Here is a 14,999-nt window from a genome sequence, read left to right as displayed (position 1 = left end):
AAGGGGGTAGTCATGCGGCTCAGGGTGCTGTCGGATCTGCATCTGGAACATTTCGACGAAGGGCGCGAGCTACCGGAAGTGGTGGCAGATGCGGTGATTCTTGCGGGGGACATTCACCGCCATGCGGAGGGGCTGGCCTGGGCGGCCGAGCGCTTCGCCGGGATGCCGATCCTCTACGTACCGGGCAATCATGAGTACTACGGTGCTTCCATGACGCTGCTGCGCCAGGCGCTGGCGGCCGAAGCCGAGCGATGGGGCATTCACCTGCTCGACAACCGTTCGCTCACGCTGGGAGGCGTGCGCTTTCACGGCACGACGCTATGGACCGACTTCGCGCTCTATGCCGATGACCCGAGCCACGACCCTGCGCTGACCGAGGAGAAGGCGCGCTGGCTGATGCCCGATTTCAGCATCATAGAGCAGCCTGAGGGGGAGACCTTCAGTCCGGGGGAGAGCCAGCGGCTGCACTCCGAGGCCTTGGCTTGGCTTGCCGTCGAGCTGGACAAGCCCTTCGACGGGCCTCGGGTGGTAGTCAGCCACCATGCGCCCTTGGCCGAGTGCATTCCGCCTCGCTACCGGGGCGATGCGCTGTCGCCGGCCTTCGCTTCTCACCTGCCGGCGATGATGGGGCGCATGGACCTGTGGATTCACGGCCACGTCCACGAGCCGCTGGATCGTGAAGTGGCCGGCACGCGGGTGCTGGCCAACCCTGGCGGTTACCCGGGGGAGTTCGAGCCACCCTTGTTCGTACCGGACCTCGTCATCAATGTCTGAGTCAATACCGTCGTACCAGGTGGTGCCGCCGGAGCGATAAGAGAACGGCGCCCCTCCCTGGCGCCGTTACCGAACGGTGGCTCGGTCAACTGAAGACGTGAAAGCTATCGGCATTCAGCCACAGGTGGGTCAGTATACTGGCGACGTAGCCCAGGGCGATCACCGGCGCCCAGCGCAGGTGCCCAGCAAAGGTGTAGTAGCCACGGGCCTGGCCCATCAGGGCGACACCAGCGGCGGAGCCAATGGAGAGCAGGCTACCGCCGACCCCGGCGGTGAGCGTGATCAATAGCCAGTTTCCATGGGACATCTCCGGCTGCATGGTCAGCACCGCGAACATCACCGGAATGTTATCGATCACGGCAGAGACCAGGCCCAGCGCAATGTTGGCCCAGGTGGCGTCCCAGCCGTATAGCAATTCAGACACCAAGCTCAGGTAACCCAGGAAGCCCAGACCGCCGACGCACATCACCACGCCGTAGAAGAACAGCAGGGTATCCCACTCAGCTCGCGCCACACGGTTGAATACATCGAACGGCACTACGCTGCCAAGCTGAGCCAGGCGGCGTTCGTCACCCGTCAGCGTGTAGTGCTCGCGTTTACGTTCCAGCGAGCGGGGCAGGGTACGGCGCAAGTAATAGCCGAAGAACTGCAGATATCCCAGGCCGGTCATCATGCCCAGCACCGGAGGCAGGTGCAGCAGGGAGTGGCAGGCCACGGCGGTGGCAATGGTGAGCAGGAACAGGAGAATGATCCGCCTGGCTCCGCGCTTGAGGTCGACCTCCTCTTCGTCACCCTTGGGAGTACGATTGCCGATGAACAGGCTCATGGCGACTGCCGGCACCAGGAAGTTGACTAGCGAGGGTAGCAACAGGGCGAAGAATTCGTAGAACTGCAGCATGCCGGCCTGCCATACCATCAGCGTGGTGATATCGCCGAACGGGCTGAAGGCACCGCCGGCGTTAGCCGCTACCACGATATTGATACAGGCCAGGTTGATGAAGCGCTTGTCGCCCTCGGCCACCTTGATCACCACCGCACACATCAGCATGGCGGTAGTCAGGTTGTCAGCCACCGGCGAGATGACGAAGGCGAGCCCACCGGTGAGCCAGAACAACTGACGGTAGCTGAAACCCCTGCGCACCATCCAGGACCGCAGCGCATCAAAGACCCGTCGCTCCTCCATGGCGTTGATGTAGGTCATCGCCACCAGCAGGAACAGCATCAGCTCGGCGAACTCGAGCAACGTCTCGCGGAAGGCGTGTTCGGCCTCGTCAGGCATGCCGGCCTGGACGTAGACCCAGCCGATCAAGAACCAGATGAGGCCGGCGGCGACCAGCACCGGCTTGGACTTGCGCATATGAATTTTTTCTTCGGCCATCACCAGGGCATAGGCCAGGACGAATAGCGCAACGGCGGCGAAGCCGACCAGAGAATTCGTCAGGACAAGCGGTCCGGTGGCGGCATGCGCCAACGGGCTGGCGGTAGTAAGTGCAACGACGAGCAACAGCAAAGCCGGGCCTCGAAGGTTTCGAGGCCAGGCGGAGGATGAACAGCCGAGAAGCATGGTGGTGTGTCCTGAGGAGGAGCGGAAGAACTCAGCGCTTATATATCATGCAATGCTGCGTTGCGATATTGGTGCGATGTCGCTGGCCCATGCCAGTTTTGCATGGGGGACGAAGGGCATCGCGAAGCGCTTCCGGCCATGGGTGGGGACGCATGTGTTAGCGTGAAGCCATGTCCCGTGCGGGACTGGTCAGGGATCACCTAAGGAGAAGACGCATGCATATAGCCATTCTGACCCTGCATGTTTCGCTGCCCGGCTGCGCATCGCTGAAGGAGAAACGGCAGCGCATGGGCGGCTTGCACGAACGCTTCGGCCGTAATCCTGCGGTGGCGGTATGCGAGAGCGGTGAACACGATCGGCTGGAAGCGAGCGAGTGGACCTTCGTGGCGGTGGGCAACGAGCGGCAGAAGATCGAGTCACTGTGCAGCGAGATCGAGGACAAGGTGCAGCGCACGGTGGACGGCCGTGTAATGAATGTCACCCGCGAGTTGTTGTAGCGATGGGCCGAATGCGCCGAGACGTTCGGCTGATTTATGCCGCTTCGCTGATTTTGCAATGCATCAAAATGCGGCAAAATAGCCATTAAATGGGCTTCGGTGGTGCAGGTGGGGTGAGCTGGTGGGGAATGGCACAAAGCCTGCGTGCTGTTCTTCTTGCAGGTCTTTGTTTTTAAGTGATTTTATGATTGTTGGCGCGGCTATCGCATTGTATTGAATAAACGATCATTGATACCGAACAACGCTGCAGGGAGGTCGATCCGAGTTTCACCTTCCTGGGCAACATCGCCAACGGCTGAACGAACAGCGGGCGATATACCGATGTGAGCTGGCGTGCTCCACCTGACCCCCTTCGGGGGGTCTTTTTTATTTCTGGGTAGGGTGCGCGCTCACTATGCATGCCGCAACTCGACCTTGGTCGTGCATGGTGAATCCTGAAGAAGCAGCAAAAAGGCTGCCAGGGCTAACCCTGACAGCCTTCGAGACGGTGTTACGCTTCCGTTCTGAAACTTCCGTGTCTCGTTTGCCAGTTCCTGATAACTGGAACGGAATGGACCGTAACCGTATCAGCGGCCCTGGTTCTTGCCACCCTTGCGGCCGGCTTCTGAGGCCTTCTGCGGGTCGTTGGCAAAGTTGCCACCGCTGTGCTGGCCGCCTTTCTGGCCGGCTTCGGAGGCTTTCTGCGGGTCATTGGCAAAATTGCCACCGCTGTGCTGGCCACCTTTATGGCCGGCTTCGGAGGCGCGCTGTGGGTCGTTGGCGAAGTTACCACCGCTCTCATGTCCGCCCTTCTGACCGGCCTCGGAAGCGCGTTGCGGATCGTTGGCAAAATTGCCACCGCTTTGCTGGCCGCCCTTGTGACCGGCCTCGGAGGCGCGCTGCGGGTCGTTGGCGAAGTTACCGCCACTCTCATGGCCGCCTTTCTGGCCGGCCTCTGAAGCCTTCTGCGGATCGTTGGCAAAGTTACCACCGCTGTGCTGGCCACCTTTATGGCCGGCCTCTGAGGCCTTCTGCGGATCGTTGGCAAAGTTGCCCGGATTCTGGTTGCGCTGTGCCATGTCAGATCTCCTTCCTAGTTTGCCTGTTGAACACAAGCGAAAGCGTACTTCCATTTACCGGTTTTCCGGCACTGCTGGCGTCCGTCTGCCATCACGGTTAAACGTAGGAACGGACAACCGGTATATCAACCCGTGTCGGGTTTCCTAATGAAAAGAAAAGTAGGGCTTCCTAACGAAAGATTGCCCACAGCGGCAAGTCTCTTTACGATCCGTGATTTTCCAAGCGCATGCAGCGTCAAACCGAGCTGAATGGCCCCGACCTGGGTTAGGGTATCGAAGGGAATCCATTCGTTAGGCAAAGGAAGCGCTATGTCGACATTCATTGCGCTAAGCGGTTTTGTTCTGGTGGGTCTGGTAATCCACGATGCCGTACAGACGACGCTCTCGGCATCTAGGTCGGGACCCATTACCCGCCTTCTGGGGCGGTTCGCCTGGTTTACTGCATTGTGGTTGTACCGGCGTTTCTCGCGGCACGGATTGCTCCAAGCCGTTGGACCCTGGGTCACTGTCGGGCTGTTGTCGGTGTGGATGGGTTTGGTCTGGCTGGGTTGGTGGCTGGTCTTCAACAGCCATGAGACAGCGGTGTTTCATCCCGGCTCCGGCACCTATGCCAACCCCTTGGAGCGGCTCTATTTCGTTGGCTATACCATCACCACGCTGGGCTACGGCGACTTCGTGGCCGGTACGGGCAGGTGGCAGGTATTTGCGGTGCTGGCGGCGGCGAACGGCTTCTTCCTGCTGACGCTCGCCGTGACTTATATTCTCTCGGTCATGTCCGCCGTGGTACAAAAACGTCAACTGGCACTCTCGATCCACGCGCTTGGCAGCACGCCGGCAGCGATCGTGCAGTGCCTGGAAGGAGAAGGCGATTTCAGCGAGTTGGCCGAACAGGCCGACTCGCTGAAATCGACCATCATCAGCGTCGGTCAGCAGCATCTCGCCTACCCAATCTTGCACTACTACCATCAAGGCTATGCCGAGCAAGCCCTGCCGGTAGCCCTTTTCCGTTTCTATCAGGCCCTTGCCATCATTTGCCATGGCAGTACCTCGCTGTCCTCCTCGGTACGCTTCAAACTCCAAGCCACTCTCTTTTCGCTGGAGAACTTTCTCATGGTCCTCAGCCACGACTTCGTGCGGCCAGCACGTGATGTGCCGGGGATCGACGCGTCGTGGCTGCCATCCACGACGGGACTCGACAAGCCCCGCGAAGAGATCCGCGACTACCTGGAGGGGCTGGAAAGCCAACGCGTCTGGCACGCCTACCTCGAAAAGGATGGTTGGGAGTGGCGAACGTCGTGGGAGTAAAGGTGAAACGTTGCAGGTCGGCAGGCGCTTGCCAGTGAGCGGCGGGCAGGCGACGATGAATCGGTGAACAGGCAATAAAGGCTTGGCCTTGGCTGATACGACAGCGTCGAAGGCGATACCGGTATCAGCGCCTGCCTGCCGAGCCATGCCGACTCGGGCCTCTTCGTGAGGGTGCTTGACCTATCTGGACCCGCACCCGTACGAGCTGGGGCTGCGCAACACCATCTACAGGGCGGGGTGATGTCGACCGAACTGCAGCTCCGCCAGGTGGCGGTAGAGCGGGCTCTGTTCGAGCAGCTCGGCATGGCGGCCGGCGGCCACCAGCTGTCCCTCGTCGAATACCAGCAGGCGGTCGGCGGCGGTCACTGTGGCCAGACGGTGAGCGATCACCAGGCTGGTTCGCCCGGCCATCAGCCGGTCGAGCGCCTGCTGCACCAGGCGCTCGCTCTCGGCGTCGAGCGCGCTGGTGGCTTCGTCGAGCAGCAGTACGCGCGGGTTCTTGAGCAGCGCGCGGGCAATTGCCAGGCGCTGACGCTGGCCGCCGGAGAGCTGTACGCCGCCGGGGCCGAGCTGAGTGTCGAAGCCGCGCGGCAGAGCCTGGACGAAGCCCAGGGCGTTGGCATCGCGGGTGGCGCCACGTAGCTCATCGAGAGTGGCGTCGGGCTTGCCGTAGCGCAGGTTCTCGGCCACCGTGCCGGTGAACAGCACCGGCTCCTGGGCCACCAGGCCCATGCTGGCACGCAGTGCCTTCGGGTCAAGCTCGCGCAGGTCGATGCCGTCCAGCGTCAAGCGGCCCCGGTCGGGGTCGTGAAAGCGCAGCAGCAGCCCCAGCAGGGTGCTCTTGCCGGCGCCGGAGGGGCCCACCAGGGCGACGCGCTCGCCGGGACGTATCCACAGGTCGAGTGAATCGAGCGCCGGCGTCTCGCGCCCGAGGTAGGTGAAGCTGACGCCCTCGAGGCGAATCTCGCCGCGTAGCGGCTGGGGCAGGGGCATCGGCCTTGCCGGCGGGCGAATACCGGGCTCGGCGTCGAGCAGTTCGAGCAGACGTTCGGCGGCGCCGGCGGCCCGCTGTACGTCGCCGGCGACTTCGGCCAGGGTGGCCACCGCCCCCGCTGCGAGCACTGCATAGAAGACGAAGGCCGAGAGTTCGCCCGCGCTCATCTCGCCGGCGAGCACCGCCTGGCCGCCTTGCCACAGCATCAACCCTACCGCGGCGAATACCGCCAGCATGGCCGCACCGGTAAGCCAGGCGCGCTGCCGGGTGCGCACCACGGCGGTATCGAAGGCCTGCTCGACGCGCTCGCCATAATCGTGACGGTCGATCGTTTCGTGGGTGAAGGCCTGCACCGTACGGATGCCGTCCAGCGCTTCGTTGGCGTAGCGGCCCAGCTCGGCCACTCGATCCTGGCTGTAGCGGGAGAGGCGGCGCACGCGGCGGCCGAACCACAGGATCGGCAGTACCGTGGCGGGAATGCCGATCAGCACCAGCGCCGAGAGCCAGGGCTGTGTCACCAGCATCAACGCCACGGCCCCCAGCAGCATCACAAGGTTGCGCAGCGCCAGCGAGATCGACGAACCGAACAGGGTCTGCAGGACGCTGGTATCGGCAGTCAGGCGCGAGGTGATCTCGGCGGCGCCGTGGTCGCGGTGGGCGGCACTCTCGAAGAAGGCCGGTTCGAGCTCGAGCAGGTGATCGAAGACCTGCCGGCGCAGGTCGGCAGCCAGCCGCTCGCCGATCCAGCTCACCAGGTAGTAGCGCAGCGCCGAAGCCCCGGCCAGCAGGCTGACCACGGCGAACATGCCGACAAGGGTCTGATTGAGCCGATTGGCGTCCTCGGCCAGGAAGCCCTGGTCGATCACCAGGCGCAGCCCTTGTCCCAACAGCAGCACGCTGGCGGAGGCCACCAACAGCGCCAGGGCGGCCATGGCCAGCCGTGTACGATAGGGTGACAACAGCGCCAGTAGGCGCAGCAGAACCCTTGGATCGGGGCGTGAAGTCATGGCGGGGCGGTCGCTCGTGGCAGGCATGCCGACACGATACCAGCGCTGCCGCATGTGTGCATGGAGAGTACATGGAGACAAGGCGCCTCGGGGCACCTTGTCCCGGTTCGCTCAGCCCAGCAGTCGGCTCCAACTACCGTACTCACCACGGATCGGCCCACGGCGCAGGCTCAACGCGATCACCGCAGCCCCGCAGGCCAGGCTATTGACGGTGGCCAGCATGCCGGCTCCATGCAGGAAAGGAGTGAAGAACAACATGGCAGCCAGCGGGATCAACAGCCAGCGCACTGGGCGTGCCGATTCGGCCATGCCGACCACGCCCACGGTGATGATCAACGCGCCGACCAAGTGGTCCCAGTTGGCCAGTGCGCCTTCGGCGCCGAAAGTAATGCGAGTGAACATCAGCCAGGCACCGATCAGGATGCACAGTGCCAGGTTCCAGGGCAGGTTCACGCCGGTGCCGAGGGCATCGCCGACGATCGCGCTCGGCTTGCGCTGGAAGTCCTCGTCGGCTGTTTCGTTGGGGCCTTCGTCGGTGTCGCCGGTGAAGAAGATCTTGAGCACCGGGGCACCCACCTGGCGGCGACGCTTGAGGAATTCGCCAGTGGCGACGAATTCGTTGAAGGCGTAGGCGATCTGCAGCAGCATCGCGCCGGCCTGAATCAGGCACAGGGTGCACCAGGTGCCGATCAGGATCGGCTGGATGATGATGAAGGTCACCGAGACCACGCCGAGCGGCACGATCAATACGCCGAAGGAGGCCACGATCCAGGGCATGGTACGCCAGCGGTTGGCCGCACCGATGAAGCCGAGCAGGATCTCCAGCATGTAGACGATGCCGCCCAGGCCGGCGTCGGGCACCGGCCAAGCCTCGGAGGCCGCCGAGGTAATGATGTCCTCGGTGCCGTTGAGTCCGCCTCGGGTGCCGTCGAAGAACGGATCCCACACCGCGTCGATGTGACCGAGCTGGTAGGCGGCAAGGTAGCGCGAGACGAAGAAGCCGATGAAGGCCAGGGCGATGATCGGCATGCGCTGGAACCAGCTCGAGGGATTGTTGTTCCAGCCGGGTGGCATGGTGGGGCCGGTCATCGCCGCCGCCGGGGAGATCCCGGGTGCCGGTCGCACCAGAGCCGAGAAGCCGATAGCCAGGGTGCCGACAAGGGTGCCGTTGAGGTAGGCCGCGGCACTCTCGCTCCAGAACACCAGCGGGGCGAACAGCACCCACAGGCCGATAGCCGCGCAGGCCCAGCGTGCCCAGCTGAGTTTCAATGACAGCGAGAGGGCGCCGAACAGCGCCAGCAGCAACCCCGAGGCCATGTCGCTGTAGGCCATGCCGCCGCCGTAGCCCAGCGTGGCAGGGGAGGCGACCAGCCAAGCCCCCAGGCCGACGTTGAAGAAGTGCGCCCACAAGAAGCGAAAGTGCTCGCGCTGGGCATGGGCCTGGTAATCTTCGAGCACTCTTTCCGGATTCTGGCCCTTCTCCTCGGCCTCTTCGATCCAGTCGGGCGGGGTGATGCCATTCGCTTCGTACCAGCCGTGAGGGTCGGCGAGCAAGTTATCGACCATGGCTTCGAGGGTATCGAAGACCTCATGCCGCGGCTCCCAGCCGAGCTGCTTGCGGGCGCGGCGGATGTCGAGTTCGTAATGGTCGTCGGCCATGTCGATCATGAAAGGCCGGATGAAGGGTTTCTCGCCCTTGTCGAAATCATCCGGCACCAGCGGCTCGCTCTTTTCCTCGAGCAGCGCACCGGTCTTGGCCAGCGGCTTGGGCATGACCACGGTTTTCCACTTCTTCTTGCCATGTATCAGCTCGCCAAGGCGGTTCTGCAGCGCCTCGTAGCTGACGGCGTGCTCCTCACCGATGAGGATCTCGTTGTGCTCGGGCAGCTCGCGGCGGCGGTCGATGGTTCGGCGGAAGGCGTCGATCATGTCTTCCTTGTGCACACAGGCCTGGCCGGCATTGGTGTTGCCGGAGTAGAAGTGGCTCTTGAAGGTGTGCTCGTAGATACGTGCAATTTGGTGTGACAGGGTGGGCACGCTGGTCTTCTCGTCGTACATGCCGGCCAGCCTCAGCAGCGTGTAGGGCATACTGGCATGTTCGCGAATCACCGCCTCGGTCCTGGCCTTCGATTGCGGGTAGGGCCAGGTGGGCCCGATAGGCGTGTCTTCCGTGACTCTGTGCCCCGGCACCTGAGGCTCATGGACCAGCATGGTGCTGGAATAGATGAAACGCTCGACGTTCATGCCCTCGAGTGCCTCGAGCAGGTTCCGGGTGCCCTGTTCATTGACTTTCTCGTAGAGCGGAGACTCCTCGCCGGTAAAGTCGAAGTAGGCGGCGAGGTGCACGACTGCGGCGATGTCCGTGCCGTGGCGCTCGGCGATCTTGCCCATCGCCTCCTTGATGGAATCGACATCGGTCAGGTCGAACTCGTAGCTGTCGTCGGCCTCTTCGGCCTTGCTCCTGTCCAGGGCGATGATGCGATAGTTCTGCTTGAGGCTATGGGTCAGGGCCGTTCCCACGCCCCCCGAAGCCCCTGTGATGATGACCAGCGGTTTCCCTTGGGTTGCCACTTCCTTGTCCTGCATGGCCAGGGTTCCCTCCTTTGGCGGCTTGAAGCGCATCGTGCTGCTGCACACTCAAGCTAGTCGGGTTTGCGCCGTCACGGCAAACGCGACTTGTCGCCTTGTGCCATTCTCAGTACAAGAAGGGAGACATGCACTGGCTTTGATCAGGTCGTGTGCCGTACCGTCAGCAAGGGAAAAGGAGCTTCTTGCGCATGAAGAGTGTCGTTGCCATTCGTCACGTTACCTTCGAGGATCTGGGTATCTTCGAGCCGATTCTCGAGGAGTTCGGCTATCGGATCCGCTATCTCGACCCGGGCCAGCTGGGCCCCGATGCCCTCGAGGCGTTGGATGTCGCCAGCCCCGAGCTGATGGTGGTGCTGGGCGCGCCCATCGGTGCCAACGACGATGCGCTCTATCCCTTCCTCGGCGCCGAACTGGATGCCATTCGACATCGTCTCGATTCGGGGCGCCCGCTACTCGGCATCTGCCTCGGCGCCCAGCTTATCGCCCGGGCGATGGGCGGGAGGGTGTTTCCCATGCCCGAGAAGGAGATCGGCTTTGCCGACGTCTACCTGACTCGCGAAGGGCAGGAGGGGCCGCTGCGGCATATCGGCAACCCCGACGTGGTGCTGCACTGGCATGGCGACATGTTCGAGACGCCTCCCGGCGCCACTCGCCTGGCGTACAGTCATCCCTGTGCCCACCAGGCTTTTGCCGTGGGCGAGCAGGTACTTGGCCTGCAGTTTCATCTCGAGGTGGACCCGGCGAGTATCGAGCCCTGGCTGATCGGCCACGCCGCCGAGTTGGCCGCGGCGGAAATCGATCCGGTCGAGCTGCGCGAACGGGCCCAGCGACATGGCGAAGGCCTCAAGCAGCGAGGCCAGCAGGTACTGCGCGAATGGCTGGCCAATGCGGAAGCTGCTTACGGCATCGAATGACGCGGAGCGCTACTCCTTGCGCTGCTTCAACTGCTCCTTCAACTGCTTGGGGACTTGCTTGATGATCAGCCGGTCCTGGCTCTCGTCGTATTCGATGCTGGAGCCGAGCAGGTGGGAGTCGAAGCTGATCGACATGCCGCCGGCACGGCCGGTGAAACGACGAAACTGCCTCAAGGTGCGCTTGTCGGGGGGGATTTCAGGTGAAAGACCGTAGTCGGCGTTGCGAATGTGGTCGTAGAAGGCCTTGGGCTGCTGCTCGTCGAGCATTTCGGAGAGTTCCTCCAGCGTGATCGGCTCGCCGCGGCTGGCCTGTTCGTTGGCATAGTCGATCAGCGCTTCGGTTTTTTCCCGGCTCTGTTCCTCGGCCATGTCCTCCTTCTCCACGTAATCGCTGAAGGCCTTGAGCAGAGTGCGCGTCTCGCCGGTGGCGTCGATACCCTCGGTGGCGCCCAGCAGGGTCGCCAAATCTTCGGAGAGCTTCTTGCCGCCTCGGTCGTGGATCCAGGACAGGTAGTGCCGTGAGGCGGTGCCGTCGCGCCACTGGGTGAGATTGATGCGCAGGCCCAGGCTCATGCGTGCCAGATTGAGCTGGGCGGCGGGCACGATCTGCAGCGACTCGGTCACGCCGAAACCCTCCCGCTGGTGCAGCAGCGCCAGGCTCAGGTAGTGGGTCTCACCATGCTGATAGTCCACGCACAACAAGTGGCCCGACACCGATAGGTGCGCATCGACCAGGGGCAGGAGTCGTTCGGCGACGTCGCGGGTAAAGGCGACGAAATCGCTACCGCCATCCAGGTAAGCCCCCAGTGCCTGGGTGAAGGCAGGGGTCGAGCCGGCTTCGAGTTCGCCGCCGTCGAGAAAGTGTCCCCACGCCTTGGTCTTGGCATGGTAGGCATCGTGGAAGCGCGAGAGCAGGTCCTCGTTGAGCGGTGAAGTCGCCAGCTCCGTGGCAGCCGGCCGCAGGCTGGCCGACTGATCGCTTCCGGCCTTGTCGATGTCGTGGACGATGCAGTGCTGTATCGGCATGGCCGGTTATCCTGTGACGAGGATGATCAAGGGCTCAGCGGCACGGATGGAGAGTGCCAGGCAAGCGAAAGGCGAATGATACCGGGCCCAAGGGCGAGTTCAAGCCATCGGCCGGCAGCCTCAGGCTCGGGCAGCAAGGGAAGGGTCGGCCTCGTCGGCTACGATCACGCAATTGCGGCCTTGGGACTTGCCGGCATAGAGCGCATCGTCGGCGCGTTGCAGCGCCGATTCGAGTTTCGCCTCGTCGGGCTCAACCTGGCTGATGCCTACCGTGACCGAGAGTCGCTGGCTCTCGTCGAGCATCGGCAGGCGCAGGGAAGTTACCTTGTGACGCAGGCGTTCGGCGATGAAGGTAGCGGTCTCGAGGTCGGCCTGGGGCAGGGCGATGACGAACTCCTCGCCGCCATAGCGGCCGATGAGGTCCGTTTCACGCAGCACCGAGGCACAGCAGGAGGCGACGGTGGTCAGCACCAGGTCGCCCACGGCATGCCCGTGGTGGTCATTGAGGGTCTTGAACAGATCGATATCGACCATGCAGATGGTCAGAGGGGTGCCTTCCCGCTGGGCCCGGTGGAATTCGCGCTCCGCTTGCTCGAAGAAGTGGCGCCGGTTGGCAATGCCGGTCAAGGGATCGGTGCTGGCCATGTGACGCAACTGGGCCTCCAGCAGTTGACGCTCTTCGATCTCCTGCTGCAGCTTGCGGTTGGCTTCGCGCTCATCCACCAGCAGCGCGAACTGCCTGCGCTGCAGCCGGTTCAGGCGGCTGTAGGTCAACCAGCCCATCAGGTTGGCGAAGCCGAGCATCAGAATGCTGCTTGCCAGCATCCCGGGGGAGAGGGGCTTCCATAGTGCGGCTACCAGAACGAACCCGAACGCCAGGTAGCCGCTCCAGGTCAATATCCATGTCAAGCGGTTGGGAACCAGCAGATAAATAGCCAGGCTGGCCATCACGATACTGGAAACGTGCAGGCCGATACTGCCCGGGTAGAGAAGAATCGTCAGGAGCAGGCCGGTACTGGCGGCAAGGTAAACCAGGTTGAGCGGTAGTGGCCAATGCGCGTGGGCTGGGTGATGGCCAATGAAGCGCGCCAGTGCCAGGCAGCAGAGTGCGACGCCGAAACGTATGGCAGCCAAGGCCAGAAACTCGGCTCCGGCCCCGAGCAGCAGATAATCCGCCACGATCAAGAGCAGGAAGATGCCGGCGACGATCCACAGCGCTCGGCGCAGCTGCTCCGAGTCCTGGATCTGCATGGTACGGCGAAAAAGGGTTTCCAGCGCCGAGTCGTGGAACTCGTCACGCCAATTGAGCGAAGCCCCCACCCCAGCCTCGTTCTTGCCAGCAGTCATCGGTGATTCCCTTGAGAGATGACGCCATGTCGTCCGGCATCATCCAACGGCTCTGTTTTGGTTTTTTCCTGAACTGACTGGTTATGTACTTACTCTTTCCTCACGTCACTGTAACGGGAGGTAATGCCTTTGAATGATGGTCAAGAACCACCATGAGCGCCAGGTATAACTATGCTCAAACGCCAAACGCTTTGGCCATGCTCAGGGCTTGAGACGGTAGCCGGTGCGGAAGATCCAGTTGATGACCGCCAGCGCGATACCGAGGAACAGCGTGATGATGGCGAGGCTGGCCCAGATGCTGACGTCACCGGTGCCGTAGAAGCTCCAGCGGAAGCCGCTGACCAGGTAGACAACTGGATTGAGCAGGGTCACGGCCTGCCAGAAGGGTGGCAGCATGTCGATGGAGTAGAAGGTGCCGCCGAGAAAGGTCAGTGGCGTAACGATCAGCAGCGGTACCAGTTGGAGCTTCTCGAAGCCGTCGGCCCAGATGCCGATGATGAAGCCGAGCAGGCTGAAGGTCAGCGCGGTCAGTGTCAGGAACAGCAGCATCACAAGCGGGTGCTGGATCGAGAAAGGCACGAACAGACGTGCCGTGCCCAGCACGATCAGGCCCAGTATCATCGACTTGGTGGCCGCCGCGCCGACGAAGCCGAGTACGACCTCGAAATAGGAGATCGGCGCCGAGAGTATCTCGTAGATGGTTCCCGAGAAGCGTGGAAAGAAGATGCCGAACGAGGATGTCGAGACGCTCTGTGTCAGCAACATCAGCATAATCAGGCCCGGCACGATGAAGGCGCCGTAGCTCACCCCGTCGACTTCGCTGATGCGCGAACCGATGGCGGCGCCGAACACCACGAAGTAGAGCGAGGTCGAGACTACCGGCGAGACGATGCTCTGCAATACGGTACGCAGGCTGCGGGCCATCTCGGCCTGATAGATGGTCTTGACCGACTGCAGGTTCATGCGCTCTCCCTGACCAGATTGACGAAGATTTCTTCCAGCGAGCTCTGCCGGGTATGCAAGTCCTTGACGCGGATGCCGGTGGCTTCGAGGTCGGCCAGCAGTCCCGCGATGCCGGTGCCTTCGTCCAGGCGGGTGACATCATAGGTGTAGACCAGCGCATGGCCCTCTTCGGCCAGCGTCAGGTCGTGGCCGGCCAGGGCGGCGGGTACGGTTTCCAGCGGGGACGCGAGATGCAGTGTCAGCTCCTTGCGCCCCAATTGCTGCATCAGCGCGGTCTTCTCCTCCACCAGTACCAGTTCGCCGCGGCGGATCACGCCGATGCGGTCGGCCATCTCCTCGGCTTCCTCGATGTAGTGGGTGGTAAGGATGATGGTCACGCCTTGATCTCGCAGGCCGCGTACCACCTCCCACATTTCGCGTCTGAGCTCAACGTCGACGCCTGCGGTGGGTTCGTCGAGGAACAAGACCTGCGGCTTGTGCGACAGCGCCTTGGCAATCAGCACCCGCCGCTTCATGCCGCCCGAGAGTTCCAGCAGGCGGTTGTCGCGCTTGTCCCACAGGGGCAGGGCGCGCAAGACGTTCTCGATGTGTGCCGGATCCTTGGGCTTGCCGAACAGGCCACGGCTGAAGCTGACCGTATCCCACACCGTAGTGAACGCTTCATTAGTCAGCTCCTGGGGAACCAGGCCGATACGCTCCCGGGCCTCGCGATAGTGCGACACGTTGTCGAAGCCGCCCACCTTGACGCTACCGCCGCTGGCATTGACCAGCCCGCAGATCACGCTGATCAACGTGGTCTTGCCGGCCCCGTTGGGGCCCAGCAGGGCAAATATTTCGCCGCGGCGGATCGTCAGGTCGACCTCCTTGAGCGCCTGGAAGCCGTCGCCGTAGGTCTTTGAGAGCTTTTCGACCTGGATCATCGGCGTGCCGGCTTCGGCGTTGCCGCCAGCGGTGCTGCCCT

Annotated in this window: 12 protein-coding genes; 4 read left to right on the top strand and 8 right to left on the bottom strand. The window is 62.8% G+C overall.

Annotation, left to right across the window (positions count from 1 at the left end):
• Window positions 1-12: 12 nt before the first annotated feature.
• A complete protein-coding gene (locus HBJ55_RS14565; RefSeq protein WP_167116311.1) occupies window positions 13-774 on the top strand; it encodes a metallophosphoesterase family protein in 762 nt (253 codons plus the stop codon).
• Between the two features lie 85 nt (window positions 775-859).
• On the opposite strand, the gene nhaD is transcribed toward HBJ55_RS14565, so the two are convergent.
• Window positions 860-2,338, bottom strand: coding sequence for a sodium:proton antiporter NhaD (gene nhaD / locus HBJ55_RS14560; protein ID WP_167116309.1), 1,479 nt, complete (start codon window positions 2,336-2,338; stop codon window positions 860-862).
• A gap of 215 nt (window positions 2,339-2,553) precedes the next feature.
• On the opposite strand from nhaD, the gene HBJ55_RS14555 reads away from it, so the two are divergent.
• Window positions 2,554-2,835 carry a DUF503 domain-containing protein gene (locus HBJ55_RS14555; RefSeq protein ID WP_167116306.1) on the top strand — a complete coding sequence of 94 codons (282 nt, stop codon included), beginning with the start codon at window positions 2,554-2,556 and terminating at the stop codon, window positions 2,833-2,835.
• 566 nt (window positions 2,836-3,401) lie between these two features.
• Here the strand turns inward: HBJ55_RS14555 and HBJ55_RS22765 are convergent.
• Entirely contained in the window at window positions 3,402-3,947 is a 546-nt protein-coding gene (locus HBJ55_RS22765) for a con-10 family general stress protein (RefSeq protein ID WP_479688609.1), read from the bottom strand.
• Window positions 3,948-4,202: 255 nt separating this feature from the next.
• Here HBJ55_RS22765 and HBJ55_RS14545 point away from each other — a divergent pair, with 255 nt between their 5' ends.
• Window positions 4,203-5,198, top strand: coding sequence for a potassium channel family protein (locus HBJ55_RS14545; protein ID WP_167116303.1), 996 nt, complete (start codon window positions 4,203-4,205; stop codon window positions 5,196-5,198).
• A gap of 225 nt (window positions 5,199-5,423) precedes the next feature.
• Here the strand turns inward: HBJ55_RS14545 and HBJ55_RS14540 are convergent, their stop codons facing one another.
• Both HBJ55_RS14540 and HBJ55_RS14535 read right to left on the bottom strand, forming a co-directional pair.
• Window positions 5,424-7,199 (bottom strand): ABC transporter transmembrane domain-containing protein, encoded by a 1,776-nt coding sequence (locus HBJ55_RS14540; protein WP_167116300.1) that lies wholly within the window; start codon window positions 7,197-7,199, stop codon window positions 5,424-5,426.
• Window positions 7,200-7,310: 111 nt separating this feature from the next.
• Window positions 7,311-9,785, bottom strand: coding sequence for an NAD-dependent epimerase/dehydratase family protein (locus HBJ55_RS14535; RefSeq protein WP_167116297.1), 2,475 nt, complete (start codon window positions 9,783-9,785; stop codon window positions 7,311-7,313).
• Window positions 9,786-9,976: 191 nt separating this feature from the next.
• Here HBJ55_RS14535 and HBJ55_RS14530 point away from each other — a divergent pair, with 191 nt between their 5' ends.
• Window positions 9,977-10,702 (top strand): glutamine amidotransferase, encoded by a 726-nt coding sequence (locus tag HBJ55_RS14530; protein WP_167116294.1) that lies wholly within the window; start codon window positions 9,977-9,979, stop codon window positions 10,700-10,702.
• A gap of 9 nt (window positions 10,703-10,711) precedes the next feature.
• Here HBJ55_RS14530 and yejK read toward each other — a convergent pair whose 3' ends face one another.
• The 4 genes from yejK to HBJ55_RS14510 form a co-directional block, all read right to left on the bottom strand.
• Window positions 10,712-11,728, bottom strand: coding sequence for a nucleoid-associated protein YejK (gene yejK / locus HBJ55_RS14525; protein WP_167116292.1), 1,017 nt, complete (start codon window positions 11,726-11,728; stop codon window positions 10,712-10,714).
• A gap of 120 nt (window positions 11,729-11,848) precedes the next feature.
• Window positions 11,849-13,075 carry a GGDEF domain-containing protein gene (locus tag HBJ55_RS14520; protein WP_167116289.1) on the bottom strand — a complete coding sequence of 409 codons (1,227 nt, stop codon included), beginning with the start codon at window positions 13,073-13,075 and terminating at the stop codon, window positions 11,849-11,851.
• A 201-nt stretch (window positions 13,076-13,276) separates the two neighbouring features.
• Window positions 13,277-14,038, bottom strand: coding sequence for an ABC transporter permease (locus tag HBJ55_RS14515; RefSeq protein WP_167116286.1), 762 nt, complete (start codon window positions 14,036-14,038; stop codon window positions 13,277-13,279).
• Window positions 14,035-14,958 carry an ABC transporter ATP-binding protein gene (locus tag HBJ55_RS14510; protein WP_167116425.1) on the bottom strand — a complete coding sequence of 308 codons (924 nt, stop codon included), beginning with the start codon at window positions 14,956-14,958 and terminating at the stop codon, window positions 14,035-14,037. The genes HBJ55_RS14515 and HBJ55_RS14510 overlap by 4 nt, the downstream gene beginning before the upstream one ends.
• Between the last annotated feature and the right edge of the window lie 41 nt (window positions 14,959-14,999).

Source organism: Billgrantia bachuensis (assembly GCF_011742165.1).
Classification (GTDB): domain Bacteria; phylum Pseudomonadota; class Gammaproteobacteria; order Pseudomonadales; family Halomonadaceae; genus Halomonas; species Halomonas bachuensis.
Note: the sequence above shows the minus strand (reverse complement) of the source record. Positions and strands in the feature narration are given on the sequence as shown.